19 protein-coding genes are annotated in these 25,413 nt (G+C 64.2%); 12 read left to right on the forward strand and 7 right to left on the reverse strand.

What is annotated here, in order from left to right; genetic code table 11:
• Positions 1 to 154 precede the first annotated feature (154 nt).
• Positions 155 to 1,018 (forward strand): carbohydrate kinase family protein, encoded by an 864-nt coding sequence (locus ET475_RS07120; RefSeq protein WP_242497796.1) that lies wholly within the window; start codon positions 155 to 157, stop codon positions 1,016 to 1,018.
• Positions 1,019 to 1,038: 20 nt separating this feature from the next.
• On the opposite strand, the gene ET475_RS07125 is transcribed toward ET475_RS07120, so the two are convergent.
• The 4 genes from ET475_RS07125 to ET475_RS07135 all read right to left on the reverse strand — a co-directional run bounded on the left by ET475_RS07125 (position 1,039) and on the right by ET475_RS07135 (position 5,556).
• A complete protein-coding gene (locus tag ET475_RS07125) occupies positions 1,039 to 1,848 on the reverse strand; it encodes a hypothetical protein (protein ID WP_129387818.1) in 810 nt (269 codons plus the stop codon).
• Between the two features lie 42 nt (positions 1,849 to 1,890).
• Positions 1,891 to 2,025 carry a hypothetical protein gene (locus tag ET475_RS18255; RefSeq protein ID WP_277985768.1) on the reverse strand — a complete coding sequence of 45 codons (135 nt, stop codon included), beginning with the start codon at positions 2,023 to 2,025 and terminating at the stop codon, positions 1,891 to 1,893.
• A 56-nt stretch (positions 2,026 to 2,081) separates the two neighbouring features.
• Positions 2,082 to 4,400, reverse strand: coding sequence for a phosphoribosylformylglycinamidine synthase subunit PurL (purL, locus tag ET475_RS07130; RefSeq protein WP_129387821.1), 2,319 nt, complete (start codon positions 4,398 to 4,400; stop codon positions 2,082 to 2,084).
• A 124-nt stretch (positions 4,401 to 4,524) separates the two neighbouring features.
• Complete coding sequence (locus tag ET475_RS07135; protein ID WP_129387824.1) at positions 4,525 to 5,556, reverse strand: S66 family peptidase; 1,032 nt, start codon at positions 5,554 to 5,556, stop codon at positions 4,525 to 4,527.
• 511 nt (positions 5,557 to 6,067) lie between these two features.
• On the opposite strand from ET475_RS07135, the gene ET475_RS07140 reads away from it, so the two are divergent.
• The 4 genes from ET475_RS07140 to pglX are packed head-to-tail and all read left to right on the forward strand — an operon-like array spanning position 6,068 to position 13,389.
• A complete protein-coding gene (locus tag ET475_RS07140; protein WP_129387827.1) occupies positions 6,068 to 6,676 on the forward strand; it encodes a DUF1819 family protein in 609 nt (202 codons plus the stop codon).
• Positions 6,676 to 7,287: a DUF1788 domain-containing protein gene (locus ET475_RS07145; RefSeq protein ID WP_129387830.1), complete on the forward strand. Its 612-nt coding sequence runs from the start codon at positions 6,676 to 6,678 to the stop codon at positions 7,285 to 7,287. The genes ET475_RS07140 and ET475_RS07145 overlap by 1 nt, the downstream gene beginning before the upstream one ends.
• Before the next feature lie 4 nt (positions 7,288 to 7,291).
• Positions 7,292 to 10,780: a BREX system P-loop protein BrxC gene (gene brxC / locus ET475_RS07150; RefSeq protein WP_129387833.1), complete on the forward strand. Its 3,489-nt coding sequence runs from the start codon at positions 7,292 to 7,294 to the stop codon at positions 10,778 to 10,780.
• A complete protein-coding gene (gene pglX, locus ET475_RS07155) occupies positions 10,780 to 13,389 on the forward strand; it encodes a BREX-1 system adenine-specific DNA-methyltransferase PglX (RefSeq protein ID WP_129387836.1) in 2,610 nt (869 codons plus the stop codon). The genes brxC and pglX overlap by 1 nt, the downstream gene beginning before the upstream one ends.
• Here pglX and ET475_RS07160 read toward each other — a convergent pair.
• A complete protein-coding gene (locus ET475_RS07160; RefSeq protein ID WP_129387839.1) occupies positions 13,382 to 14,464 on the reverse strand; it encodes a BREX-1 system adenine-specific DNA-methyltransferase PglX in 1,083 nt (360 codons plus the stop codon). The two genes, pglX and ET475_RS07160, sit on opposite strands and share 8 nt — an antisense overlap.
• 198 nt (positions 14,465 to 14,662) lie before the next feature.
• On the opposite strand from ET475_RS07160, the gene ET475_RS07165 reads away from it, so the two are divergent.
• From ET475_RS07165 to brxL, 5 genes are all read left to right on the forward strand, one after another.
• A complete protein-coding gene (locus tag ET475_RS07165) occupies positions 14,663 to 15,808 on the forward strand; it encodes a tyrosine-type recombinase/integrase (RefSeq protein ID WP_165310799.1) in 1,146 nt (381 codons plus the stop codon).
• A gap of 103 nt (positions 15,809 to 15,911) precedes the next feature.
• Positions 15,912 to 16,835: a BREX-1 system adenine-specific DNA-methyltransferase PglX gene (locus tag ET475_RS07170; RefSeq protein WP_129387845.1), complete on the forward strand. Its 924-nt coding sequence runs from the start codon at positions 15,912 to 15,914 to the stop codon at positions 16,833 to 16,835.
• 16 nt (positions 16,836 to 16,851) lie between these two features.
• A complete protein-coding gene (locus ET475_RS07175; RefSeq protein WP_129387848.1) occupies positions 16,852 to 18,294 on the forward strand; it encodes an RNA-binding domain-containing protein in 1,443 nt (480 codons plus the stop codon).
• On the forward strand, positions 18,291 to 20,783 hold the full coding sequence (pglZ, locus tag ET475_RS07180; protein WP_129387851.1) for a BREX-1 system phosphatase PglZ type A: 2,493 nt from the start codon (positions 18,291 to 18,293) through the stop codon (positions 20,781 to 20,783). Before ET475_RS07175 ends, pglZ begins: the two co-directional genes overlap by 4 nt.
• A 7-nt stretch (positions 20,784 to 20,790) precedes the next feature.
• Positions 20,791 to 23,001 (forward strand): BREX system Lon protease-like protein BrxL, encoded by a 2,211-nt coding sequence (gene brxL, locus ET475_RS07185; RefSeq protein ID WP_129387854.1) that lies wholly within the window; start codon positions 20,791 to 20,793, stop codon positions 22,999 to 23,001.
• A 97-nt stretch (positions 23,002 to 23,098) separates the two neighbouring features.
• Here the strand turns inward: brxL and ET475_RS07190 are convergent, their stop codons facing one another.
• On the reverse strand, positions 23,099 to 23,428 hold the full coding sequence (locus ET475_RS07190) for a PIN domain-containing protein (protein ID WP_207205470.1): 330 nt from the start codon (positions 23,426 to 23,428) through the stop codon (positions 23,099 to 23,101).
• 53 nt (positions 23,429 to 23,481) lie between these two features.
• Positions 23,482 to 23,724, reverse strand: coding sequence for a type II toxin-antitoxin system Phd/YefM family antitoxin (locus ET475_RS07195; RefSeq protein ID WP_129387857.1), 243 nt, complete (start codon positions 23,722 to 23,724; stop codon positions 23,482 to 23,484).
• A gap of 144 nt (positions 23,725 to 23,868) precedes the next feature.
• Here ET475_RS07195 and ET475_RS07200 point away from each other — a divergent pair, with 144 nt between their 5' ends.
• Both ET475_RS07200 and ET475_RS07205 read left to right on the forward strand, forming a co-directional pair.
• The gene (locus tag ET475_RS07200) at positions 23,869 to 24,432 is read left to right on the forward strand and encodes a hypothetical protein (protein WP_129387861.1); all 564 of its coding nucleotides are present in this window, start codon (positions 23,869 to 23,871) and stop codon (positions 24,430 to 24,432) included.
• Positions 24,429 to 25,397 (forward strand): alpha/beta hydrolase, encoded by a 969-nt coding sequence (locus ET475_RS07205; protein ID WP_129387864.1) that lies wholly within the window; start codon positions 24,429 to 24,431, stop codon positions 25,395 to 25,397. Before ET475_RS07200 ends, ET475_RS07205 begins: the two co-directional genes overlap by 4 nt.
• Positions 25,398 to 25,413: the final 16 nt, after the last annotated feature.

Here is a 25,413-nt window from a genome sequence, read left to right on the forward strand (position 1 = left end):
CGTGGGTGCGCGAGACTTCGGATCAGCGCTGCGCGGCTGGGGGCGGTTCGCCGAGGCTGATGGGCCTCGCCGCGCCGCAGCAAGAGCGGCTCGCGAAGACGGTGAAGGTCGAGGAGGTCGAGCTCTGATCGACGGGTCACGGCAAGATGGACCGGTGAGCGTCTTCATCGCCGGCCCCGCGTCGTGGAATCGCATCGTCCTGCTGGATCGGCTGCCTGAGCCCGTGCCGCACATGCAGTTCGCACTCGACGAGCGCGAGACGATCGGCGGCACCTCAGCGGGCAAGGCGCTGGGCCTGGCCGGCTTCGGCCGCGATCCGGTGCTGTATGCGCTGCTGGGCGGCGACGTCGAGGGCCGCCGGGTCGCCGATGCGCTTCGCACGGCCGGCGTCACGCTCATCGCCGGGCTGGCGCCGGCCACCGAGCGGCACCTCAATCTCATGACTGCGGCGGGGGAGCGGGTGTCGCTGTATCTGTCGGCTCCTGGCGAGGCCGACGACGAGTCATGTGCCGCAACTGCGGCATCCCTCACCGACGCCCTGCAGGCAGCCGAGGCCATTGTGCTCGACCTCTCGCCCGAAGCGCGGCGCCTCATCCCGCGAGCGCGGGCGACGGGCCGCCCTATCTGGACCGACGTGCACGACTACGACGGCATCGCCACCTTCCAGCGTCCCTTCATCGCGGCCGCCGACGCGGTGTTCATGAACGCCGACGGCATCGGCGACCCGATCCGATTCCTGCACGCGGTGATCGACCAGGGAGCCTCGCTCGCCGTCTGTACGCTCGGCGCCGATGGGGCGGTGGGGGTGGATGCCGCGGGCCGGGAACATCGCGTGCCGGCGGCACCGGTCGAGGTGGTCGACACCAACGGTGCCGGCGACGCGTTCATGGCCGGTGTCCTCGATGCCACCCTCGCCGGTGCCGACCTGCCCGAAGCCCTCGCTGCGGGTGCCCGGCATGCGGCATCCGTTCTGTCCACCCCCCACCTGCACCCGCGGCTGAACGACGTGCTGGACTGACCAGCCCCGCTCGTCGGGCGTCAGGCGTCGGGAGCCGAGGTGTCGCGGCGGGGAGCAGGCCAGGTCGCCGGGGCGGGTGACGCGGTCGGATGCACGATGGGCTCGGGCGTCGCCCCGGCCGGCAGCTGCAAAGCGACCTTCTTCTCGAGCACCTCGATGGCATCGTCTGAGATCGAGATGAGCCCATCGAGCTCTTCGCGCACGCGTTTGTAGGCGAGTTGCCGTTCGGCGGGCGTGGCAGCCTGGTCGACGGCGACGGTGAGCAGCTGCTTGGCCGTGTCGAGGCGCTTGCGCTCGAGTTCGCTGAACGTCGAGTCCTTCAGTCGCCGCGCCTCACGCTCGGCCACGTCGAAGGCGACCTCGAAGTCGGTGACGGCGTTGCGGTACTCGTCGAGCTGCTCTTTGCTCAACTTCACCTTGGGTGAGGCAGGGCGCAGCCGATCGGCCACCTTCTTCGCACGCAGGAACGCGGCGGTCAGCGGTTGGCGGCCGTCGCTCATCGCCGGAAAGGCGATCAGCTTCGCGACATCGAGCTCATAGTCGAGCCAGCGCTTGGTGGCTGCGTCATGCGCGTCGAGCAGCTTCTGAAGCTGCTGCTCGTGCGACTCCTGCGCGGGGGTGGATGCTGCTGCCACCACCTTCTGTCGCCCGCGATTGCGCGCCTCGGCCTGCGCCGCCTTGAGCTCGGCCTTCACCCGGATCGTTTCGAGCTTGCGCTCGTGGCGTCCCTTGGCATCACGCTGCCACGTGCGCACGGCACCACCGGCCACCCCCATGAGCGGAAAGACGAGCCACCAGAAGTGGCCGGCGAAGTCCCAAAAGTGGTCCACTCTGTCATCGTAGGCCCCGCGTGCGGGGGCACGACGAGACTGTCAGCCGAACAGCAGGGCGAAGACGGTCGCGCCCCCCGCGACCAGAATGAGCGCGACGATGACGACCCACGCGGTGATCTTGATGTGCCGCTGTCGCCGCTCGTTGAGCGAGCCGTACTCGTCGTCGTCCGCCATGACCACAAGTCTATGGCGTGGCGCGCCCGGTGCGTGAGGTGGCAGAAGCAGGCGGGCTACTCGGTCACGGTCGGGCCGAAGGCGGCCGGAAGGGTAGCGGCCGTGGTCGCACGCAGCTCGGTGACCGGCACCGTGAACAGGCCCTGCACCTCGAGGGCGGCCTCGTGGCCGGCCTGGTCGGTGACGCCGATGCGCAGCACGGGGTAGCCGCGCCCCTCGCACAGTCCGCGGAACTTGACGTCCTCTTCGCGTGGCACCGTCACGATGACGCGGCCCGTCGATTCCGAGAAGAGGGCGGATGCGGCATCCACCCCATCGCGGTCGATGATCTCATCGAGCCAGACCCGTGCGCCCATGCCGAACCGCAGCACGCCGTCGGTCAGGCTCTGGGCGAGCCCGCCCTCGCTCAGATCGTGGGCACTGGAGATGAGGTTCTCTTCGTTGGCCGCGCGCAGCAGTTCGGCCAGGCGCTGCTCGGCACCCAGGTCGACGGCCGGCGGGCGCCCGCCGAGATGGCCGTGCACGGTCGCGGCCCACGCTGAACCCGAGAGCTCTGTCGCGGTCACGCCGAGCAGGTAGATGTTCTCGCCCTCGTCTTGCCAGCCGCTGGGCACGCGGTGGGCGACGTCGTCGATGATGCCCATCACGCCCACCACCGGAGTCGGGTGGATCGGGGTGTCTCCGGTCTGGTTATAGAAGCTGACGTTGCCTCCGGTGACGGGAATGCCCAGTTCGAGGCATCCGTCGGCCAGCCCATCGACGGCCTGCGAGAACTGCCACATGACCTCGGGGTTCTCGGGGCTGCCGAAGTTCAGGCAGTCGGTGACGGCGGCCGGCACCGCACCGGTCACGGCGACGTTGCGGTACGCCTCGGCCAGGGCCAGCTTGGCGCCCTGGTAGGGGTCGAGCTGGCAGTAGCGTCCGTTCGCGTCGGTGGCGATGGCGAAGCCCAGCCCCGAGTTCTCGTCGACGCGGATCATGCCGGCGTCATCGGGGAACGACAGCGCCGTGTTGCCCATCACGTAGTAGTCGTACTGGTTGGTGATCCACGACGTGTCGGCCTGGTTGGGGCCGGAGACCAGGCGCACGAACTGGTCGCGCAGCGTGGCGGGGTCGTCTGTGCGCGCAAGGGCGGCGGCCGGGTCTTGCTGCAGAGCGTCGATCCAACTCGGGTACGCGACCGGCCGCTCATACACCGGGCCGTCGACGGCGACGGTGGAGGGATCGACATCGACGATCTGCTCGCCGTGCCAGAAGATCTTCAGCCGCCCGTCACCGGTGACTTCGCCCAGAACGCTGGTTTCGACATCCCACTTGTCGGTCACCTCGAGAAAAGCGTCGAGCTTGTCGGGCGTGACGATCGCCATCATGCGCTCTTGGCTCTCGCTCATCAGGATCTCTTCGGGCGTGAGCGTGGGGTCGCGCAGCAGCACGTTCTCAAGATCCACGCGCATGCCCGAGCCGCCATTGGCGGCCAGCTCGCTGGTCGCGCACGAGATGCCGGCGGCACCGAGGTCTTGGATCGCCTCGACCAGCTCGCCCTTGTACAGCTCGAGGCAGCACTCGATGAGCACCTTCTCGGCGAACGGGTCGCCCACCTGCACGGCTGGGCGCTTGGTCGGGCCGCCGTCGGCGAAGGTGTCGGAGGCGAGAATGGATGCTCCGCCGATGCCGTCACCGCCGGTGCGGGCGCCGAACAGCACGACCTTGTTGCCGGTGCCCGACGCGTTGGCCAGCTTGAGGTCTTCGTGGCGCAGCACGCCCACCGCGAGCGCGTTCACGAGCGGGTTGCCCTGGTACACCGGGTCGAACACGGTCTCGCCGCCGATGTTGGGTAGGCCCAGGCAGTTGCCGTAGAACGAGATGCCGGCGGTCACGCCATGCACGACGCGGGCCGTGTCGGGGTGGTCGATGGCGCCGAATCGCAGCTGGTCCATGACCGCGACCGGGCGCGCACCCATCGAGATGATGTCGCGCACGATGCCGCCCACGCCCGTGGCCGCGCCCTGGAAGGGTTCGACGTAGCTGGGGTGGTTGTGGCTCTCGACCTTGAAGGTGACCGCCCAGCCCTGGCCGATGTCGACGACGCCGGCGTTCTGCCCCATGCCCACCATGAGGTTCTTCTTCATCTCGGGCGTGACCTTCTGGCCGAACCGCTTGAGGTAGATCTTGGAGCTCTTGTACGAGCAGTGCTCGCTCCACATGACGGAGTACATCGCCAGCTCGCCGCTGGTGGGGCGCCGGCCCAGGATCTGCTTGATCTGCTCGTACTCGTCGGGCTTGAGCCCCAGGGCGGCGTAAGGCTGCTCCTTGTCGGGCGTCGCGACGGCATTCTCAACGGTGTCTGCCACGGGGACAGAGGTGGGGGTGGGCATGCGGCTGAGCTCCAGAGATCGCGGGCGCCGGACGGTATCGATTCTAGTTGCTCGGCCTGGGCGCCCCCTTCGCCGAGGTCGCACCTGTTCTCGCCGAGTTCGCACGTGATCGGCCGCGGGCCGATCAGCGCAGCGTCTGCGTGAGCGAGCCGGCGCCGTCCGCGAAGCGCACTCGGCCCAGGGACCCGTTGACGACCGGCAGGTACGGCTGCACATGACCGCACTCGACGTCGCCGATGATGGGCACGCCCAGTGAGCCGAGCGCATCGACGACCGCCGCGTGCTGAGTCATCGACGGCGCATCCGGGGCAGCGGTCCTGCCGACGAGCACGGCGCTGGCCTGGTCGAAGAATCCGGCCAGGCGCATGCCGTGCAGGCGGGAACAGATGGTCAGGGCGTCCTCGTCGGCGGCCTCGATGTAGACGATGAGCCCTTCGGGCGCGTGGTCGCGGGCGAACGTCGCCGTGTCGCAGAACGGGGTTCCCACGGCGTTGGCGAGCGTGTCGATGCAACCGCCGATCAGCCGTCCTGTCACGTCGATCTGGCCGGTGCTGCCGTCGAGGCGGGTCCAGCTGCCCGCGGCATCCAGGGTCATCGACGACACGTCGGGGTCCGTCACATAGTCATCCCACCCCTCGGCCCGAAATCGCCCTGGCGAGATCTGGGTGAACGAACTCCCCGTGTCGCGCGTCACGATGTCGAGCCAGCCCAGAAGACCGTCGGGAACGAGGTACGGGGTGTCCATGAGGTTGTTGCCGTGCAGCGTGGCGATGCCGGTTCGCAGCGTGATCGGCGTGAGAAGCGTCGAGATGTCGGAGAACCCGATGAACCAGGTCGGCGCGGCGGCGGTGATGGCTTGCCAGTCGAGAAGCGGCAGCAGGTCGATCGCGGTCATGCCGCCCCACGGCGGAATCACCGCTCTGATCGCCGGATCGGTGAGGAACGTGTTGAGTTCGCTTGCGCGCTGGGCGGCCGGCGCGCTGGCATGGGTGGCGCCGTCCATGCAGTCGCCGATCACGACCCGGTAGCCGCGCTGTTCGATCACGCCGACAGCGACGTCGAGCCGCGCCCGCTCGTCGGCGGTGACGCCGCTGGAGGGCGAGGTGACAGCGACGGTTTCGCCGCGGACGAGCGGCGCTGGGTAGCGGATGGGCATGCCCCATCCTTGCAGGCAGGGGGTGGATGCCGCGGCGCCGGCGCACGGGTACCGTTTGCAGCGGTTCTACGGTAGGAATTGCAGAGGTTCTGGGGTAGGAGTTGCAGAGGTTCCAGGGTGCCGTTTGCAGAGCCTTGCTGACGGGTTCGTCATCGAGAGTGGATCGCCGACGTTCCTATGGCGGCGCGAAAGCCGGGTCCCGTCCGACGGGGCGGGAGTTCCGGCTTCTACTTCCCAACCGTCATCGGCGGCTGGGGACGCCATTCTGCGAACCATGGCGACCTACGGGGATGAGACGCGCGACGATCTTCTTCGCCGATAGGGTGGCTGTGCATCCGTTTGGAGTCGGAGAGCTTTAGGTGTGAAGGGCCAGCAAGGCCGATGCGTGCACGTAACCGCGGGGGCGCATGGGAGTGAGGGGGAGAATGGCGCGTGATCTTCGATGCCGTATGGCGGTTGTGCCGGGGTAGTCGCATCCTGATCGACTTGCCGTTTTGCAGATGAGGTGCTCGTGAGCAACAACCCGGTCGCATCGTCGCGCTATGCCCTGTCGTTCACGACCGGAGGCCTCCTGGAACGTGAGGCGGCGGTGTTGGCACCCGTATACACGGAACATCGCGACTGGGCGAAGGTGCGTGACGTCGCTGTCAACGGGAACCTTCTTCAGGCGCGAACACACAGTACGGGTGTGCGTCGTGTGCGAGAAACAGTCAACCGGATGTCGGTGCTGTCCGACCCTGAGATTGAACTCTTCGCCGAGGTCACCGCCTCCGAGCGCGGTCACCTCATGTGGGTTGCCGCGTGCCGTCGCTACGATTTCATCGGGGACTTCGCCGAGGAAGTCCTCCGCGAGCGCTTCCTCACCCTGGCCAGCACGGTCTCCTACGAGGAATACGACTCGTTCTATCGGGCCAAGAGCATGTGGCATGACGAACTCGACACTGTCTCGGTGGCCACCTACAAGAAGCTGAGGCAGGTGCTCTTCAAGATGATGGTCGAGGCCGGGCTGCTGACTGCCGAGGGCGCAATCGAACCCACGCTGGTCTCCGCGCGGGTTGCCGAGTGCCTTGCCGAGCGCACGCCGAGTGACATCCGCTTCTTTCCGACGAGGGTGATCTGATGCCTCTGCACTCGCGGGCCACGCTGGCACAGCAAGAGGAGCACCTGTTCACGGTGCTCAGCAGTGAGCGCTTCCTGAAGATGGAGGGCCTCGGCAACGAGGTCGCTCACTTCATCTACGACTACGACCCGGGGTGGGCGCTCGACGTCGCCCGGGCCAAGAAGCGCATCAAGACGAAGCTCGACACCGAGCTGGGCATCAAAGTCCTCGAGATCAACCTCTACGATCTGTGCGTCGACCTGCTCAAGCGCCGCGGTGTCTGGGAGCGCGTCCTCGCCGCGGAGCCGACGATGGACAAACCCGACTTCCTCAAGATGCTCCAGAACATGCTCGACCCTCAGCTGCATCTCGCCCCGGCCATCAAGGAGCGCATTGCGGAAGAGCCGTTCCAGATCCTCTTCCTCACCGGTGTGGGTGAGGTTTTCCCGTTCGTCCGCTCGCACACGGTGCTGAACAACCTGCAGACGGTCGTCTCGAACAAGCCCATGCTGATGTTCTTCCCCGGTCGGTACGAAGTATCGGCCACCCAGGGCTCATCCCTGGTTCTGTTCGGCCAGCTCAAAGACGACTCCTTCTACCGCGCCAAGCGCATCCTCGACCAGGAAGCATGACCCGATGAAACTCAATGAGATCTTCCTCAAAGATGTCACCCGCTCCATCGAGGGTGTCGTCAAGGCCGACGACGCCGACCACCTGGGCATCGAGGTCGAAGAATACGTCTTCACGAACGACGCCGCGAAGGGCGTCGCGCCGCTGCTGGTGGAGTACACCAACTACACGAACGCCAACGGCGTGTGGGTCTCGGGCTTCTTCGGTTCCGGAAAGTCGCACCTGCTCAAGATGCTGGCGCATCTGCTCGGTGACGTCGAGGGTCAGTCGTTCTCACGGGAACGGGTGAGTGAGAGCTTTCTCGGTAAGACTGACGACGATGCGATGCTCGTTGCTTCACTGAAGAAGGCCGCTGCTATCCCGGCGAAGAGCCTGCTTTTCAACATCGACCAGAAGGCAACCCTGATCGCCAAGGACCAGACCGACGCTCTGCTTAAGGTCTTCGTCAAGGTCTTCGACGAGAGCCGCGGCTACTTCGGCAACGATGGCGCCGTCGCCCGCTTCGAGGAGGACCTCGACAAGCGCGGCCAGTATGACGCGTTCAAGGCGGCATTCGCCGCACATGCCGGAATCGACTGGTCACAGGGGCGCGAGCAGACGGCGCTTGAGGGCCACAACATCGACAAGGCGTTCGCCGAGGTCAACGGCGAGGCGAACCCGGGGATCATCGCGCAATATCAGAAGTCCTACGCGCTCTCGATCGAAGACTTCGCCACGTCGGTGAAGGCGTGGCTGGACAGGCAGGAGCCGGGGTTCCGGCTCAACTTCTTCGTCGATGAGGTCGGGCAGTTCATCGCCGACGACGTGAAGCTCATGCTCAACCTGCAGACGATCGCCGAGTCCCTCAACACGAAGTGCAAGGGACAGTCGTGGGTCTTCGTCACTTCTCAGGAGGATATGGACAAGGTCGTCGGCGATCGCACGAAGCAGCAGGGCAACGACTTCTCCAAGATCCAGGCTCGGTTCCGCGTCAAGGTGAAGCTCACCAGTCAGGACGTCGAAGAAGTCATCAGCAAAAGACTGCTGGAGAAGAACGATGCGGGCGCTGCCGCCCTCGTATCGATCCACTCTCAGGAGGCAGCGAACTTCCCGACCATCTTCAACTTCGTCGACGGCGCGAAGACCTACCGCAACTATGTCGATGAGGCGCACTTCATCAACATGTACCCGTTCGTCACGTACCAGATCCCGATGTTCCAGGCTGCGATCGAGACGCTGTCCGATCGCAACATGTTCGAGGGCAAGAACAGCTCTGTCGGCGAGCGTTCGATGCTCGGTGTCGTACAGGAGGTCGCCAAGCGCATCGGAGCCGAACAGGTTGGCTATCTCGCGACCTTCGACCAGATGTTCGCGGGCATCAGTGCCGCGCTGAAGTCGTCGGCCCAGAGCGCGATCCTCCAGGCCGAGAAACACCTGCCCGACCCAGCATCGGACATCACGATCCTCGCCAACCGGCTGCTTAAGGCGCTGTTCCTGGTCAAATACGTCGACACCTTCAAAGCCACTCCGCGCAACCTCACCGTGCTCGTCTACGACCGCTTCGGGCTCGACCTCACCGGACTTGGTGCGCAGGTGCAGGAGGCCCTCAACCTGCTGGAATCCCAGTCGTATGTCCAGCGGAACGGCAATCTCTACCTGTATCTCACCAATGAGGAACAGGAGATCGAGAAGGAGATCAAGGCGTTCGACATCGACTCGAGCGATGTCTCGAGCAAGCTCTTCCGCTATCTCTCGTCCGACGTGCTCAAGACCAACAAGATCAAGTATGCGAAGAACGGGCAGGACTTCTCGTTCGGTTACAAGCTCGACGATGTCGTGCAGGGAAACCAGCGTGAACTGACCATCCACTTCATCACGCCCGAGACGAGCTACAGTGACTCTGAGATCTTGGCGCAGAGCATGGGCCGGGATGAGTTGCGGGTCTTCCTCGGCCGCGACAAGCGACTGCTTGCAGACTTGCGCCTGCTCCTGAAGACCGAGAAGTACATCAAGCAGCGCACCAATTCCGGTGCGACGCCGTCGATGCAACGAATCCTGCAGTCCAAGCAGTCGCTCAATGCCGATCGGGAGAAGGAGTTCATCGAGCGACTACGCCAGGCCGTCGGCAAGGCGCAGCTGATCATCAACGCTGCGGAGATTCCCTCCGGTGCACAGGATGCTGTGACCCGGGTCTCAGATGGATTCCAGGAACTCATCAGCCGGACCTACACGAACCTCGGATTGCTCGGCGGGAAGGTGTATTCCGAACGCGACGTCGCCGGTGCGGTTCGCAACGACCCGGCGCTGTTCAGTTCCTCAAGCCTGAGCATGCTCGCCTCTCCCGCGACGGAGATGGAGTCGTGGATCATCACGCAGAAGACTGTCGGCGAGCAGTTGACGATCAAGAAGATCGTCGATCGCTTCGAGGCTAAGCCATACGGGTGGGATCTCGGGTCCATCGAAGTCGTGCTGGGATGGCTCGTCGGCAATGGCAGGGTGGTGCTGAGCGTCAGCTCGAATCCAGTTGTCCGCACGGAGACGATCGACCTCATCCGGAACACGGGGAAGCACCCGTATGTCGTCGTCGCGCCGCAGAAGACTTATGATCCGGCGAAGGTCGCCGCCTTCAAGAGGTTCTGCACAGAGTTCTTCGATGAGGGCGCCGTTCCGAGCGACTCCGCCGAGCTCGCCCGGTTCGGCAAGGACCGGCTCGCGTCGAGGCGTGAGGAGCTCAACACCCTCGTGAACACCAGCCGGTATCCGTTCGTCGGTCAACTCAAGAGTGCTGTCGCTTTGCTTGACGAGGTCGTCGGTAAGCCGGTCAACTGGTATCTCAGCGATTTCGACACTGCTGACGAGCTGCTGGAGGTGAAGGAGGATCTGATCGACCCGATCCGGTCCTTCCTCAATGGCCAGCAGGCGAAGATCTTCGACGAGGCGCAGGCTCTCCTGAACGCCAATGTGGGGAACCTCAACTATCTTCCTGCCGGCTGCGCCGATGTCGTCATGGGGCTGCTCGTGGACGCCAATGCGTTCCGCAGCAACAAGATGAATCAGCTCAAGGTCGCGGCTGACGCTCTGCGTGGGCGTATCGACGAGGTCGTCGCCGACAAGCGCGGCAGTGTCACTGAAGCGATTCAGGGACGTAAAGCGGAGATCCTCGAGAGCGCCTACTATGCGAGGGCCACTGCTGAGGCGCAGGAGGGTGTTGCCCGACGAATCGATCTGATCCTTGCGAGGATCGCAGGCGAGGGGCAGATCGCCCTCATTCTCCAGACGGGATCGACATTCGAGCAGGATGAGTATCCGGAACTTCTCAACAGGTTGGTTGAGTCGCCGCCGCCTGGCCCAGTCACTCCAGTCGTCGTGCCGAAGCCGATGGTGTCGGTCAAGACGATCACCGTACCCGGTGCATCGGGCGTCCTTGAGTCCGAGGACGACGTCGATGCCTACCTTGCCAAGTATCGCGCCGCACTCGTGGCAACCCTCGACGCAGGAAAGCGAATCACGCTCTGATGGATACCGCTCCGCTCAAGTCCTTCGCCACGTCGGCGCGCACGGAACTCATCCGCGAGGTGGGCGCGCGCATCACAGCGGTACTCGCGCCGGGGTCGCCCGAGCGCGTCGAACAGCCACGTGCCGTCAACGCACTGGAGCAGGCCATCGCCGCCGCCGGCGGAGGCGTCGAGGGCAAGGCACATGTGATCGACAAGGTCGCCTACACGTGGTTCAACCGCATCGTCGGCCTGCGCTTCATGGATGCCAACGGCTACACCGGCATCGGCATCGTCTCGCCTGCAGCCGATCAGGTCGGCCAGCCCGAAGTCCTCGCAGCCGCTAAGCGCGGGCAGGTCGACGGCGACGTGGTCAAGGGTGCTACCGCGGCGACCGTCACGGGTCTGCTCAATGGCACGCGTGTGTCGCGTCCGGGCGTCGATGCTCAAGCCGAGGCGTACGCGCTCCTCCTGGCGGACTACTGCCGCTACTGGAATCGCGCCATGCCCTTCCTGTTCGAGCGTGAGGGTGACTACACCGAGCTGCTGATCCCCGCCAATCTGCTCGCCGAGGACTCTGTACTGAGCCGTTCTGTCACGGTGCTCACCGAGGATGTGTGCCGGGACGTCGAGGTCATCGGCTGGCTCTACCAGTTCTACATCTCGGAGCGGAAGGACGAGGTCTTCGCAGGGTTCAAGAAGAACAAGAAGGCGGGTGCCGATGAGATCCCCGCCGCCACTCAGCTCTTCACTCCGCACTGGATCGTCCGGTACCTGGTGGAAAACTCGCTCGGACGGCTGTGGATGCTCAACCATCCCGAGTCCCGTCTCGTCGACCGGATGGACTACTACATCGCGCCCGTCGATGAAGAGGCGGACTTCCTCAAGATCACCGCACCCGAAGAACTCACAGTGATCGACCCGGCCTGCGGATCGGGGCACATGCTGACCTACGCCTTCGATCTGCTCTATGCGATCTACGAAGAGGAGGGGTACACGCCCTCGCAGATTCCGGGTCTGATCCTTGCGAACAACATCTTCGGCACCGAGATCGACCTCCGTGCGGGGTCGCTGGCCGCATTCGCTCTGACGATGAAAGCCACCGCGAAGCGCAAGCTCTTCCTGAAGAACCCAATCGCGCCGAACATCTGCGTATTGGAGCCGATCTCGTTCAATGCCGAGGAGCTGCGCTATCTCGTCACGGACGACGGCGACCGGCACGCGGAGGAGGCGTTCTGGAACGAGTTCGCCCACGCTGACACGTTTGGTGCGCTCATCCAGCCTGACGCGGCGCTGACCGTGCGGCTTGGCGAACACCTCGCAACCCTTGAAGCCGGGGGCGACATCTTCCGGGCTGACACACTCCGCTGGGCCCAGCGCGTCGTCGAGCAAGCCACGTACCTTGCGAGCAGCTATGGGGTGGTGGTTGCGAACCCGCCCTACATGGGCAGCAAGCAGATGAATGCTCTGCTTTCACAGTTCATGAAGGACGAGTACCTGGAGGTAAAGCAGGATCTCTACGGGGCCTTCGTGCTCCGCGGCATCGAACTCACCGACCGACACGGGCTGCTCGCCATCGTCATTGGTGACACTTGGATGTCCATCAAGTCATTCGAGGCCTTGCGGCTCCGTCTGCTGGACGGCCACGCCTTTGACTCGTTCGTCCACATGCGCGACGTGTCCAACCACCCAGATATCTTCGGCGCCAACGCCGCCTTCGTGCTGTCGATGTCTGGCAAACGCAGCAGACACGCACCGTTCATCCGACTGACGCCCCTCGGGCAGGAACGTAAGGAAGAAAATCTTCGTGTCGCTCTGGCGGAGCGAACCAGAGAATCGGGCTTCCATCGGGCATCCGGCGAAGACTTCGCCGCGATCCCCGGCTCGCCGATCGTTTACTGGCTCAGTGAAAAGATGCGCGCCATCTTCACTGCTGGTGATCTACTCGGATCGGTAGCCTCCCTGGCCGTCGGCTTGCAGACGGGGGACAACAACCGGTTTCTGCGTCAGTGGTGGGAAGTCTCTCGCGCGCGCTCCGCCTTCGGTTGCACGTCACGTGAAGAGGCCGCCGCCAGCGGCGCCCGCTGGTACCCGTACAACAAGGGCGGCGAGTTCCGGAAGTGGTACGGGAACCAGGAGTACGTCGTCAACTGGGAGAACGACGGTGCGGAGATCCGAGCATTCGGAACTGAGGATGGCAGGCGCCCGAGGTCGAGGGCACAGAACACCGAGTCATACTTTTCACCGTCAGTGTCGTGGTCGGACATTTCGTCTGGGGAAGCGGCGTTTCGTCGCTTCCCGGCCGGGTTCATCCATGACGTCAAGGGGATGTCCGCGTTCGGTGACGCCAGCCTTCTGGACGGCGTAGCTGTCCTGATGAACTCCAGCTTTACTCGCGCCATCCTCAGAGCCATCGCACCAACCGTGAACTTCCAGATCGGTGACGTGGGAAGGGTCCCGGTTGACCATCTTGCGGAGCTTCCATCGAATGCCGCGAGTCTAGTAGCAACGGCGCAGATGGATTGGGACGACTCCGAGACCTCGTGGGAGTTCGCTCGGAACCCACTCGTCGAACTATCGGAATGCGGAAAGGGCCACGCTTGGTGTCTCCGAGATCCGTATGTCAGCTGAGCGCGACCAGCGGGTTACGTTCGAAGCTCCACGACGTCTCCGAGAGGTCCCAATCTGCTCGCGAGGTCTCAACCAAGTTATCGACCCCGCAGCGAGAGAGGTCCCTGACACCTGGAGCAACCGGCACGAGGCCGACGTACCCAATATGGAAGTGAAGAGTGGGCGCCACTACTTTCATGACCTCCATCACAAACATGGAATTCAGGAGCGATGTGATCTGGTCCAGCATCGCCGGATCTCCGAACCCCGAGTGACCGGTCGAGTCATGGATGAAGCCCTGGGGATAGCGGCGGAAGGCGGCCTCGCCCGACGAAATGTCCGACCACGACACTGACGGTGAAAAGTAGGTTCCGGGATTGCGGATGACCGATCGGGGCTTGAAACCGAAGATCTCCGCACCGTCGTTCTCCCAGTTGACGACGTACTCCTGGTTCCCATACCACTTCCGGAACTCGCCGCCCTTGTTGTACGGGTACCAGCGGGCGCCGCTGGCGGCGGCCTCTTCACGTGACGTGCAACCGAAGGCGGAGCGCGCGCGAGAGACTTCCCACCACTGACGCAGAAACCGGTTGTTGTCAGCCGTAGCGAGTCCTTGTCGGAGGTTCGCCACTTCGCTCAGCGGCTTCCCTGCCGCGAAGGATCCGCGCATCTTTTCACTGAGCCAGTAAACGATCGGCGAGCCAGGGATCGCCGCGAGGTCAGCCTGCGCCACCTCGAAGCGGTTGTATGTGGCGTCGCGGAAAAGCTTCTCGATCGTGGCGACTGACCGGACGTCAACGTGCTGCTCGAACAGGCGCCGGTAGACACCGGTCGTATTCGGCCCAGGGCGGACGTTGTCGATGACGAAGGCGACGGAGCCGAAGTCCGACCCGAAGACGCCCCGCCCGAGGTGCACCATCGAGGCGATCCGCTGGGTCCGAAGAAGGTCGTGGCGCAGATCCTCGAACGACTTGAGTGACATCCATGACGGTAGATCGATCATGGCCCAGGACCCCCGTCGGCGCGTGAGCTCCTGCCCGCGCACCATAAATGCAGTCATAAGGTCGGCCTTGCCGCTCGGGTACTCATCCTTCATGAACTGTGTTGCCGACAGCCGGCTTCTCCAACTGCCATGGAGCTGTTCGGGGCGCAGCGCCGTTGCCAACGTCCTCGGCGGTGGACCGACGGATGGCTACCCTAATGGCTACCCTCCGGGCGACCATGGAGGATGTCACAGTCGAAGCAGCGCAGCAAAGGGACAGGCTCGGTCTACCGGAACTCGCGGGGGCAGTGGGTGGCGGCCATCGAGGCAGGCTGGACCGCTCAGGGAACCAGGCATCGGCTCACGCTCAAGGCTCGGACTCAGTCGGAAGTTCTTGCCCGGCTGTCTGCGGCGCAACGACGCATCGCGACGGAGGGCCCGGCGGGGGCATGCGCCAGCGTCACGATGAAGCGCTGGGTTGACGAGTGGCTCGCCCAGCGCCAGCACATCGTGCGCCCGGGCACGTTCGTCTCGGACCGCTCGGCCGTCCGTCGGTGGATAGTCCCGGCAATCGGGCACCTGCGTCTCGATTCCTTGACGCCGTCCGACATCCGTAGAGTCGCCGCGTCGCAAGAAGGAGCCGGGCTCGCACTCGCGACGATGCAGCGTACTCACGCGGTGTTGGGGAAGATCCTCGCGGACGCGGTCGCCGATGGATATCAGGTCGCCCAACGCGCGCGGGAGACGGCCAGTCCGGGACTGGGCCCTTCGCTGAGGCAGTCGCTCGGCGTGGCTGATGCGATGAAGATCCTCGCGGTTGCCGCCGACCGACCCGATGCCTCGCGGTGGGTGGCAGCGCTCGTCGAGGGCCTCCGCCCGGCCGAGGCGCTCGGCCTGACTTGGGACATGGTCGACCTCGACGGTGCAACCATGACGCTCGCCTGGCAGCTCAAGTCGCTCCCTTATGTCGAACACCGGAATCCCCGCAGCGGCTTCCGCGTCCCGCGCGGCTTCGAATCCCGCAACCTGCAGGGCGCTTACCACCTGGTACGGCCGAAGACCCGGGCTGGCAGCCGCGTCGTCCCACTCGTGCCGTGGCTCGTCGACGCGCTGACGGTGTGGCGCGGGCACGCGGTCTCGCCCTACGGGCTGGTGTGGCCTCGGGACGATGGCTCACCGCGATCGGCGGAGTTCGACCGGAGACAGTGGTACGAGATCGCCGAGCAGGCGAAGGTCCTCGTGACGCTGCCCGACGGTCGAACGCGGCTCCCACTGCTGTACGAAGCGCGCCATACCGCCGCCACGCTGCTGCTCGCCAACGGGATCGACGAGACCACGATCAAGGCGATCCTCGGCCATTCCTCCGTGCTGAGCACGCAGTCCTACCTGCACACCGATAAGACGCGAACCCGTGCGGCGCTCGCGACATCCGCTCGGACACTGGGGCTGGGCGGGTAGCCTGGAGAAACGCACATCGGCTACCCCCATGGCTACCCTTCCGTGCTCCGGCCGTGGGCCCACGGTGAAACCGGCGCTCGGCGATCCCTCGTGAGGAATCCTCTTGAAGACGCTTGAACAGACAGTCGCGCGGCACCGCGACGAGTGGAAGTCGCGGTCACTCGAACAGCAGCGGCTGGAGATCGAGAACAATGAGGCAGTCGCGAAGCTCTACGGACTCGAAGATGAGGTCCCTTCCTACGTTCCGCTGGAACGCGTGTCGCTGACGAACAACTCCGCGTTCCGCTGGCCGAGCAAGACGCCACAGGAGAGGGACGCACTGTTCGCACAGTCCGCGATCATCGATCTCATCTCGTACGCCGGCGGCTGTATGTTCGGGCGCTACAGCCTGGATGAGCCGGGGTTGATTCTCGCCGACCAGGGATCCACTCTCGACGACTATCTCGCTCGGATCCCGAACCCAACGTTCCTGCCCGACAAGGACAACGTCATCCCGATCGTCGATGGCGATGACTGGTTTGAAGATGACATCGTGGATCGGTTCCGGGTCTTCCTCCGCACGGTGTTCGGCGAGCAGCACTTAGAGGAGAACCTGCGGTTCGTGACCGCATCGCTTGGCGTGAAGAGACTGCGCGACTATTTCGTGAAGTCCTTCTACAAGGATCATGTACAGCGTTACAAGAAGCGCCCGATCTACTGGCTGTTCTCCAGCCCCAAGGGCTCGTTCAACGCCCTGATCTACATGCACCGCTACACGCCCTCGACCGTCTCGACGGTGCTCACCTACCTGCGTGAGTACGTGACCAAGCTGGAATCGGCCCTTCAGCAGGCCGAGCGCTCAGGCAATGCGAAGGAGGCGGATCGGCTGCGCAAGATCCTCGTCGAGTTGAACGAATACGAATACGCCACCCTCTTCCCGAAGGCATCGGAGAACGTCGTGATCGACCTCGACGATGGCGTCAGGGCCAACTATCCGAAGTTCGGCGCAGCGCTCAAGAAGATCCCGGGCCTGGAGGCATCCCAGTGACAGGGGCGAGTTCGTGATGGCCGATCTCCTCGCCTTGGATGCGGCAGGACGGGCGACTGCTCCCGAGGGGAAGACGCGCGAGTACAAGCGGGATCTATCCTCGCCGGCGAAGCCGCTGCGCACCATCGTCGCCTTCGCGAACTCCGCTGGCGGGCAATTGGTCATTGGCGTCGCCGATGACGGCACAGTCAGCGGGGTGGCCGATCCGCTCGCCGAGGAGGAGCGACTCTCCAGCCTGATCGCGGACAGCATCGAACCCCAGCTCGTTCCTGCCATCGACCTCGTCACCGTCGACGGTGCGACCGTACTCGTCGTCGAGGTTCCCTTGAGCACGCGGCGGCCACACTACATGAAGGCGCAGGGGATCGACGGTGGGGTGTACGTACGCCTCGGGTCGACGACCCGCCGAGCGGATCCCGCGCTGGTCGCCGAACTGGAGCGGACTGCGCGGGGCGTCGCGTTTGAAGATCTCCCTGAGCTGCGGGCATCGCTCGCAGACCTCGACCTCGCCCTTCTCAGTGACCTCCGCGGGCGCAGGACCACGCCGACAGACCTCGTCGCGTTAGGTCTGGCAGTCGCTGAGGGGGAGACAGCCGTTCCTACCAATGCCGGAGTCCTCGCCGCATGCCCTGATCCGACACGGTTTATCCCCTCTGCCTGGGTGCAGTGTGGCCGACTCCGCGGTCCGCAGGGCATTGACATCTTCGATCAGCTCGAGATCCATGAGCCGCTGCCGCAAGCGGCCGGCGAGGTGATGGCCTTCCTGACCAAGCATGCGTACAAGACAGGAGTGTTCGGTCAGGCGCGGCGCAACGATGTCTACTCGATCCCGCTGAAAGCGATACGAGAGGTGGTCGTCAACGCACTCGTCCACGCGAGTTACGCGGAGCGTGGCACTCCGATCCGCGTCGGCTTCTACGACAGCCGGATCGTCATCGAGAGCCCCGGCGGACTCGTGTCGGGTATGACGGTGGGGATGATGCGGGGGGTGTCGCGACTCCGCAACCCGTCCTTGGCACGCATCTTCCGAGACGCCGGGCTCATCGAGCAGTGGGGAAGCGGACTTAACCGCGTCTACGACGAGATTGCCGCGGCAGGTCTTCCCGAACCGGACATCGAGGAGATCGTAGACCGGGTCCGCGTCACCATCTACATCGACGATCATTCGATGCGCCCGCAATCGAACGAGGGAGATACCTACACGCGTAGCAAAGATCGTAGGCATGTTGGTAGGTATGATGTGGGGATGTTGAGTGCAGCGGTCGACGGCCCCGTACACCGCGATGTCCTGCTCGAAGCCGTCGGACTCAAGCCGTTGTCGCAGAACTACACGAGGCACGTTGTGCCGCTCCTAGAAGCGGGGTTGTTAGTGATGACGGTTCCCGACAAGCCACGCAGCAAGGCGCAGCGGTATCGGATCACTCCCGCTGGGTGGGATTTTCTGGAGGGCTCGAAGTGACCGATTTGACCTCCGTCCGGGATGCGATTCAGAGCCGGATCGCTTCCCAACGGGTCGTGTTCTGGCACGATCCCGCCGGCGAGTACGCTGCCGAACTCGACGCACTCGATCTTGGCGCGATCGATGTCATCCGTGTCGAGGACAACGAGTTCGGCGTGAAGAACACGATCCTCGCCGACTCGGTCGGCACGTACCTTGTCTACCGTTCCGGTGACATCCCCCGGGAGACGGCGAATTGGCTGCTCGATCTCGAGCTTGCGTATGGCGTATTCGTGGCTGACAAGATCTCGATGATCCAGCAGGAACTCGGCCTGAACGATCCGGAACTGCTGTCGGTGATCGAGCAGCACCAGAAGTTCTTCGCCGCGAATAGCCGCAAGCGGGCTCTCGAGAAGCTCTTGGATCGCGGAGACGATGCCGCCCGCCTTCGCGCCAAGATGTGCCAGGTGCTCGTCAAATCGTCGGGCAACAAGCTGACCGACATCGTGCGTGAGCTCCTGGTCGAGAACGCCGCAGGGAGGAAAGCAAAGTTCGACGATCTCGTCACTTTCGGCCTTGACGAGTTCTTCTGGGAGGGCCTCGCGAACATCTACAAGTACCAGAGCACGTCACCGACCATCGACGACTTCGTCCTGTGGATGTTCGGCCGTGCCATGGAGGACTTCGCGTCGTCGGCGCCGGACGAGTACCGGAATATCCGCAGTGATTTCAATGGCCTGCGATACGACGTCCGTACCCAGGGGGTCATGACCAAGCTGGCCGCACGCGCCGCCGAAGCGCTCGACGTGAAGTCCAAAATCGAGGACCGCGACTTCCGTGACCTGGCCGGCGTCACGATCTTCGAGGACGTCGACCGCAAGGTGATCAGAGACCTGGCGGCGTCCGTCTCGATGCAGTCGGTGACACCCCGAGACGTCGCCGACATCGTTCGGCGGCGCCAGCACAGCCTGTGGCGCGCCAAGTATGCCAAGCTCTACGAAGCCATTCAGAGTGGTTCGGACTTGCTCGCAGCGATCGGCGCTCTGCCATCGGCTATCGGTTCGGTGGCCGCCGGTCTGGACAAGTACCAGTCCGATTGGTTCCGCATCGACCAGCACTACCGTCGATTCACCTACGCCCACCAGACCGCCGACTTCCAGAGTCCGCTCGAAAAACTCAGGGCCGAGGTCGACAAACAATACGCCAACAGATACCTCTACGACTTCGGCGGGCTCTGGCAGCAGGCTCTTGAGCCCCTAAGCGAATGGAAGTCGGCCGCCCTCGCGCCACAGGCAAGTTTCTTCAGCGACCACGTTGCGCCCATCGTCAAAGACGGGCGTACCAAAGCGGTGGTGATCATCTCTGACGGCATGCGTTACGAGATCGCCGAGGAACTCACATCGATCATCCGCGGTGAGGACCGATTCGCAGCGTCGCTGTCTGCCGTTCTCGGCTCGCTGCCGAGTTATACCCAGCTCGGAATGGCGTCGCTCCTACCGCAGTCGAGCCTCGAGTTGGACCCCGAGGGCCTGCCGGTGTTCGCGGACGGGAAACCCACGAACGGAACCGCAAACCGGGACAAGATCCTGGAGGCGGTCAAGGGGTGCGCCATCACCGCGGCCGAAGTCTTGTCCATGCCGGCGAGCGAGCTTCGCGAGCTGTACACGCGGCATCAGATCTTCTACGTCTACCACGACCGGATCGACGCTGCAGGTGACAAGGCGCCAACGGAGAGGACCGTTTTCGAGGCCGCCGAGGAGACCCTTCGAGAGCTTGCTCTGCTTGTGAAGAAGTGGACGAATGCCAACGCTACGAACATCCTGATCACCGCAGACCACGGGTTCCTCTATCAAGACATTCCGCTGGAGGAGTCGTACTACATCTCGGAGTCTCCTCGAGGTGAAGCGGTCACCAAGGTCAACCGCCGGTATGCACTCGGGCGATCGCTGAAGCCATCGCCCTCCTTCATGACATTCACCTCGCCCCAGGTGGGGCTGGCGGGCGACATCGACATTCAGATCCCCAAGTCGATTCACCGCATCCGCCAGCCCGGTGCGGGCACCCGGTACGTCCACGGCGGTGCATCGTTGCAGGAGATCGTCGTCCCTGTCATCACGGTCAACAAGAAGCGCAAGAGCGACATCCGTTCGGTCGCTGTCGACCTCATGCCCGAGACTGACAAGATCACCACCGGGCAGCTTGCGGTCAAGCTGCTCCAGCGAGAGCCCATCACCGACAAGATCCAGCCGCGCCAGGTGCGGCTGGGCCTTTACGCGGGAGAGGCCCTCATCTCCGACCAGCCCGTCCTGACATTCGACAGCGCGGCCGAAGACCAGCGCGATCGATATCAGACAGCCGTCTTGTACTTGACCCAGGACGCCGACGAACATAACAATCATCCCGTCGAACTGCGGCTGGAAGAGCCGATCCCGAATACGACGCAGTGGAAGTCATTCTCGAAGGCGAACTACACGATCAGGCGGTCGTTCACCTCGGACTTCGACTTCTAGGAGAGCCATGACCAACCTTGAAGACGCTCTCGGCGACATCGACGTACTCGCCGCGGAGGAGACGGATGCCGCACCGGTGAAGTCCACGCTCGATGACAAGATCAACGAGCATTTCGCTGGCGCCGTCGTACGCAAGGATCTCGTCAAAGCGGTCCGCGGTAACGCGGTGGTGCCCTCGTACGTCCTGGAGTATCTGCTGGGTCAGTATGCGGCCTCGGACGACGAAGCGACGATCCAGGCCGGGATCGACAGCGTTCGTCAAATCCTCGCGACGCACTACGTCAACCGTAACGAGCACATGTTCGTGAAGTCGGAGATTCGTCGCAAGGGTCGCCACCGGGTGATCGACAAGGTCACGGTCACCCTCAACGAGAAGAACGACGTCCACGAAGCGGAGTTCGAGAATCTCCAGGTCAAGGGCGTCATCATCGACGATGTCACCGTCAAGCAGAATCCCAAGCTCCTCATCGGCGGAGTCTGGTGCATCTGCGACATCGAATACTTCCACTCCGATGACCAGCGGGTGGTGCCCTGGATCCTCGGCAGTCTCAAGCCCATCCAGATCGCGGGCGTCGACATCGACCACTACCACGCGGCCCGCGAGGAGTTCACGACCGAGGAGTGGATCGACCTGCTGATGCAGTCGATCGGCCTCAACCCCGAGCAGTTCACCGACCGTGGCAAGCTGATCGCGCTGACCCGGCTGATCCCGTTCGTCGAGCGCAACTACAACGTCGTCGAACTCGGGCCGAAGGGCACTGGCAAGTCGCACACATTCAGCGAGTTCTCGCCGAACGGGATCCTCATCTCCGGTGGCGAAGTCACCGTCGCCAAGTTGTTCGTCAACAACGCCAGCGGACGTATCGGTCTGGTCGGCTACTGGGATTGCGTCGCGTTCGATGAGTTCGCCGCGAACCGGCGCACTGATCAGAACCTCGTCAACGTGATGAAGAACTACCTCGCGAACAAGTCGTTCTCGCGAGGAACCAGTATCTATGGCGCCGAGGCGTCGATGGCCTTCATCGGCAACACGACGCACACCGTGCCCTACATGCTCAAGAACTCAGACCTATTCGATGAACTCCCCGATGCCTATCGGGATCCGGCCTGGCTCGACCGCATCCATCACTACATCCCGGGCTGGGAGGTCGAGCCGATCCGCTCAGAAATGTTCTCGACCGGGTACGGGTTCGTCGTCGATTACCTCGCCGAGATCCTTCGCGCCAAGCGGTCAGAGGACTTCTCCGACAAATACAAGGGCTTCTTCTCACTCGACAGCTCGATCTCGACGCGCGATCAGGACGGCATCCGAAAGACGTTCTCCGGACTGATGAAGCTCGTACATCCGACGGGTAAGGCCACCGAGGACGAGCTTCGCGCGCTGCTGGAGTTCGCGATCGAGGGTCGCAAACGCGTCAAGGACGCGATCCTGCGGATCGACGCCACCATGCGCGACACTCCCGTCCGCTTCCGGTACGCCGACAAGGCAGGCACATGGCATGACATCGCGACCTTGGAAGAGAGTCAGTACCCACAGCTGTACCGGCGGGACTGGTATGCGCCGTCTCCCGGCGACGGCGATTCGGGCGACGGCGAAGCCGTAGCCGCCCAGGTGCCGTCAGACCCGACGGCGACCGTGGATGGCACCGCATCCGATGGCACCGCATCCGCAGCAGTGGTCGTAACATCGCCGCCAACTGACGCTCCCTTGTCCGAAGGACACCGGGACTTCTCCGCCGGCCAGAAGGGCGTCTCCTACGACAGGATCCTCCTTCCCTACCTTCGTGGCGCATCCAAGATCACCATCACAGATCCTTATATCCGCATGCCCCACCAGGGACGCAACCTTGCGGACTTGCTCAGTCTCCTTGCGGCCGCCAAGGATGACGCTGACGAGATCGACGTTGTGCTCGTTACCACAGAGGAGCCGAAGACCGAGTTCAAGCATGGCCAGCTGCTGATGCTCAAGTCGATTAAGGATGCATCCGACGCTGCAGGAGTCCGCTTGGCAGTGCGACTCGACGACACGATCCATGATCGCCGAATCGAGACAGACCACGGCTGGCGCATTGACCTCGGCAAAGGTCTCGACATCTGGCAGAAGCCGAGCGACAACCCCTTCGACTTCGGGCGGAGCCACCAGGAGTTCCGCCTCATTGGCTCGGCGTTCAGCATCCACTATGTGAAGCTCCCCTTCGCGGGCTCCCTGAGCGACTGAAGGACGCCTCGGGATCCTGAGCGGAGATTCCTCAAACTGACGAGGTCCCGCGTGAACGCGTGTGCGTCATCGCGCCCATCGACAGCGCAAAATGCGGTCAGACCAGCCGCACCGGCGCCCCGTACTCGGCCACACGGGCGTCGTTCGTGAGAAGTGTCACGCCCTCGACGCGGGATTGGGAGACGAGCATGCGGTCGAACGGGTCGCGGTGCACGGCGGGCAGGTCGCTGACTGCGGCGACGTGTGCACCCGAGATCGGCAACTTGACGTACCCGCTCTCAATGAGGCCACGGCGCAGCACACGCGCATCGGCGTTGAAATCGTCGCGTCCGAGTGACGCCTTGATCGCGACCTCCCAGATGCTCGCCGCGCTGAACAGTAGCTGGTTCTGCTGGTCTTCGATCGAGACCCGCGCGTCGTCGGGCAGCCGCTATGGCGCGTAGGCAGCCCACAGCACGAGATGGGTGTCGAGCAGCAGGATCACCGCATACCCTCGAACAGGTCGGCCACGGCATCGCGGCTCATCTCATTGAAGTCGTCGGGAACGCTCGCCTGCCCGGCGAGGAATCCCAGTCGTGAAGAGCGCCCCGTCGCATCAGCGCGGGTGAGCTTGGCGACGGTGTGCCCCGACTTCGCGATGAGCACCGTCTCACCGGCCGAGGCCGCGGCGACCAGACGCGAGAAGTGCGTCTTGGCCTCGTGGATGTTGACGGGATCAGACATAGATCTATGTCTAGCGGACTTAGTCCAGTTCTCGAGCATCCACGACCAGGCCATCGGGCAGGAGCGCCGTGTGCACTCCTCCCGCCCCTTTCCGCAGCCCGGCGTTCCATGGCATGCTGAACACGGCCAGAGAGGACGTCGCCCATGCTCGATCTCGGGTATCCCCGCGACCTGGTGATGACGGGCGCGATCTTCGGCCTCGCCGCCTTCATCTGGGCCGGATGGGCGCAAGAGAACCCGCCCACCCACGTGGTGTGGCGCGTCGTGCTCGCGGTCCTCTCGGCAGCCGGCCTGGCCTTGGCGGCGCTGAGCGTTCCGCTCGCGATCAAGAACTGGCGCACGCCGTCGGCGATCGACCCGCACTCTGCGGGATTCGTCTTCTATGTCATCGTGTTCTGGGTCGAGGTGGCGGTCGCCATCGTCTTGGCGATCATCGCGACGCGTGCGGGCCGGTCAGACCTTATAGCGCCGCTGATCCTCGCGATCGTCGGCATCCATTTCTTCGCACTCGCCGTCGTGTTCGGTCAGCCGGTGCTGCACCTGGCCGGGGCGCTGATCACCGCGATAGCCATCATCGCGGCCTTTCTGCCGCGCGAGGTCGCCGCGCCGAGTTTCTGGTGCGGCCTGTTCGCGGCCCCGATCTTTCTGGCGATTGGAGCCTGGTGCCTCATCGCCGGCCGTAGTGCACTGACGGGACCCGCTGCGTGAGCGCACCCGAGGCACACACCGCGCCCGACCGCAGTCGTGGCCTGCTCAGCTGGGTTCTCGTCGCTCTCGGCGCCGCTGGCGTGCTCGTCGTGGCCTGGGCGTGCCTGACCGAGTGGGGCGGCGTCGTTCACGGGCATCCGGCCTATCTCATCTGGCTGGCGGTCACGGCTGCCGCATCCATCGTCACGTCCCTCATCGGCTGGCGCGGACGGCGACACAGCCTCTTGCGCGCGATCGTGGGCATCGTCGCCATCGCGCTGGGGATCGGATGGCTCGCCGCCACCGCCTGGTTGCGCCCGCACACTGCGCTCGAACCCGCATTGACCGCGATGCGATCGGATGACACTGCCACCGTCACTGAGTCGCCCACCGAGATCGTGCTGACACCGGCCGGTGTTGCCGACGGCACCGGCGTCTTCTTCCAGCCCGGCGCGCTCGTCGACGGCCGCGCATACGCTGCGGTGCTGCGGCCGATCGCCGAGGCCGGGCACATCGTCGTCATCGCCAAGCCGCCTCTCGGCATCGCGTTCCTGGCGTTGGGGGCCCTCGACGACGCACGCACGCGGTTCAGCGACGTCACCGGCTGGATCGTCGCCGGCCACTCGCTCGGCGGCACGGTCGCGGCCATCGAGGCGGATGAGCGGGATGCCGCCGCCACGGCGCCGGCGGTGGGGCTGATGTTTTTCGCGTCTTATCCCGCGAGTGACCTCAGCGAGTCGCTGACCGCGCGAGTGCTATCGCTCTCGGGGTCAGCCGACGGCCTTTCGACACCCGAGAAGATCGAGGCGTCGCGCGCGAATCTGCCCGCCGATGCCGAGTTCGTGCAGGTCGACGGCGCCTCGCACGCCCAGTTCGGCGCATACGGGCTTCAGGCGGGCGACGGCACTCCGACGATCACCGACGAGGAAGCCCGAACCCAGATCTCGTCGGAAGCGCTGCTCTTCGTGCAGGAAGTGGCGGGCTGAGCGCTTCCGCCGAGGC

Origin of the sequence: Microbacterium protaetiae (assembly GCF_004135285.1) — a bacterium.
Taxonomy (GTDB): Bacteria; Actinomycetota; Actinomycetes; order Actinomycetales; family Microbacteriaceae; genus Microbacterium; species Microbacterium protaetiae.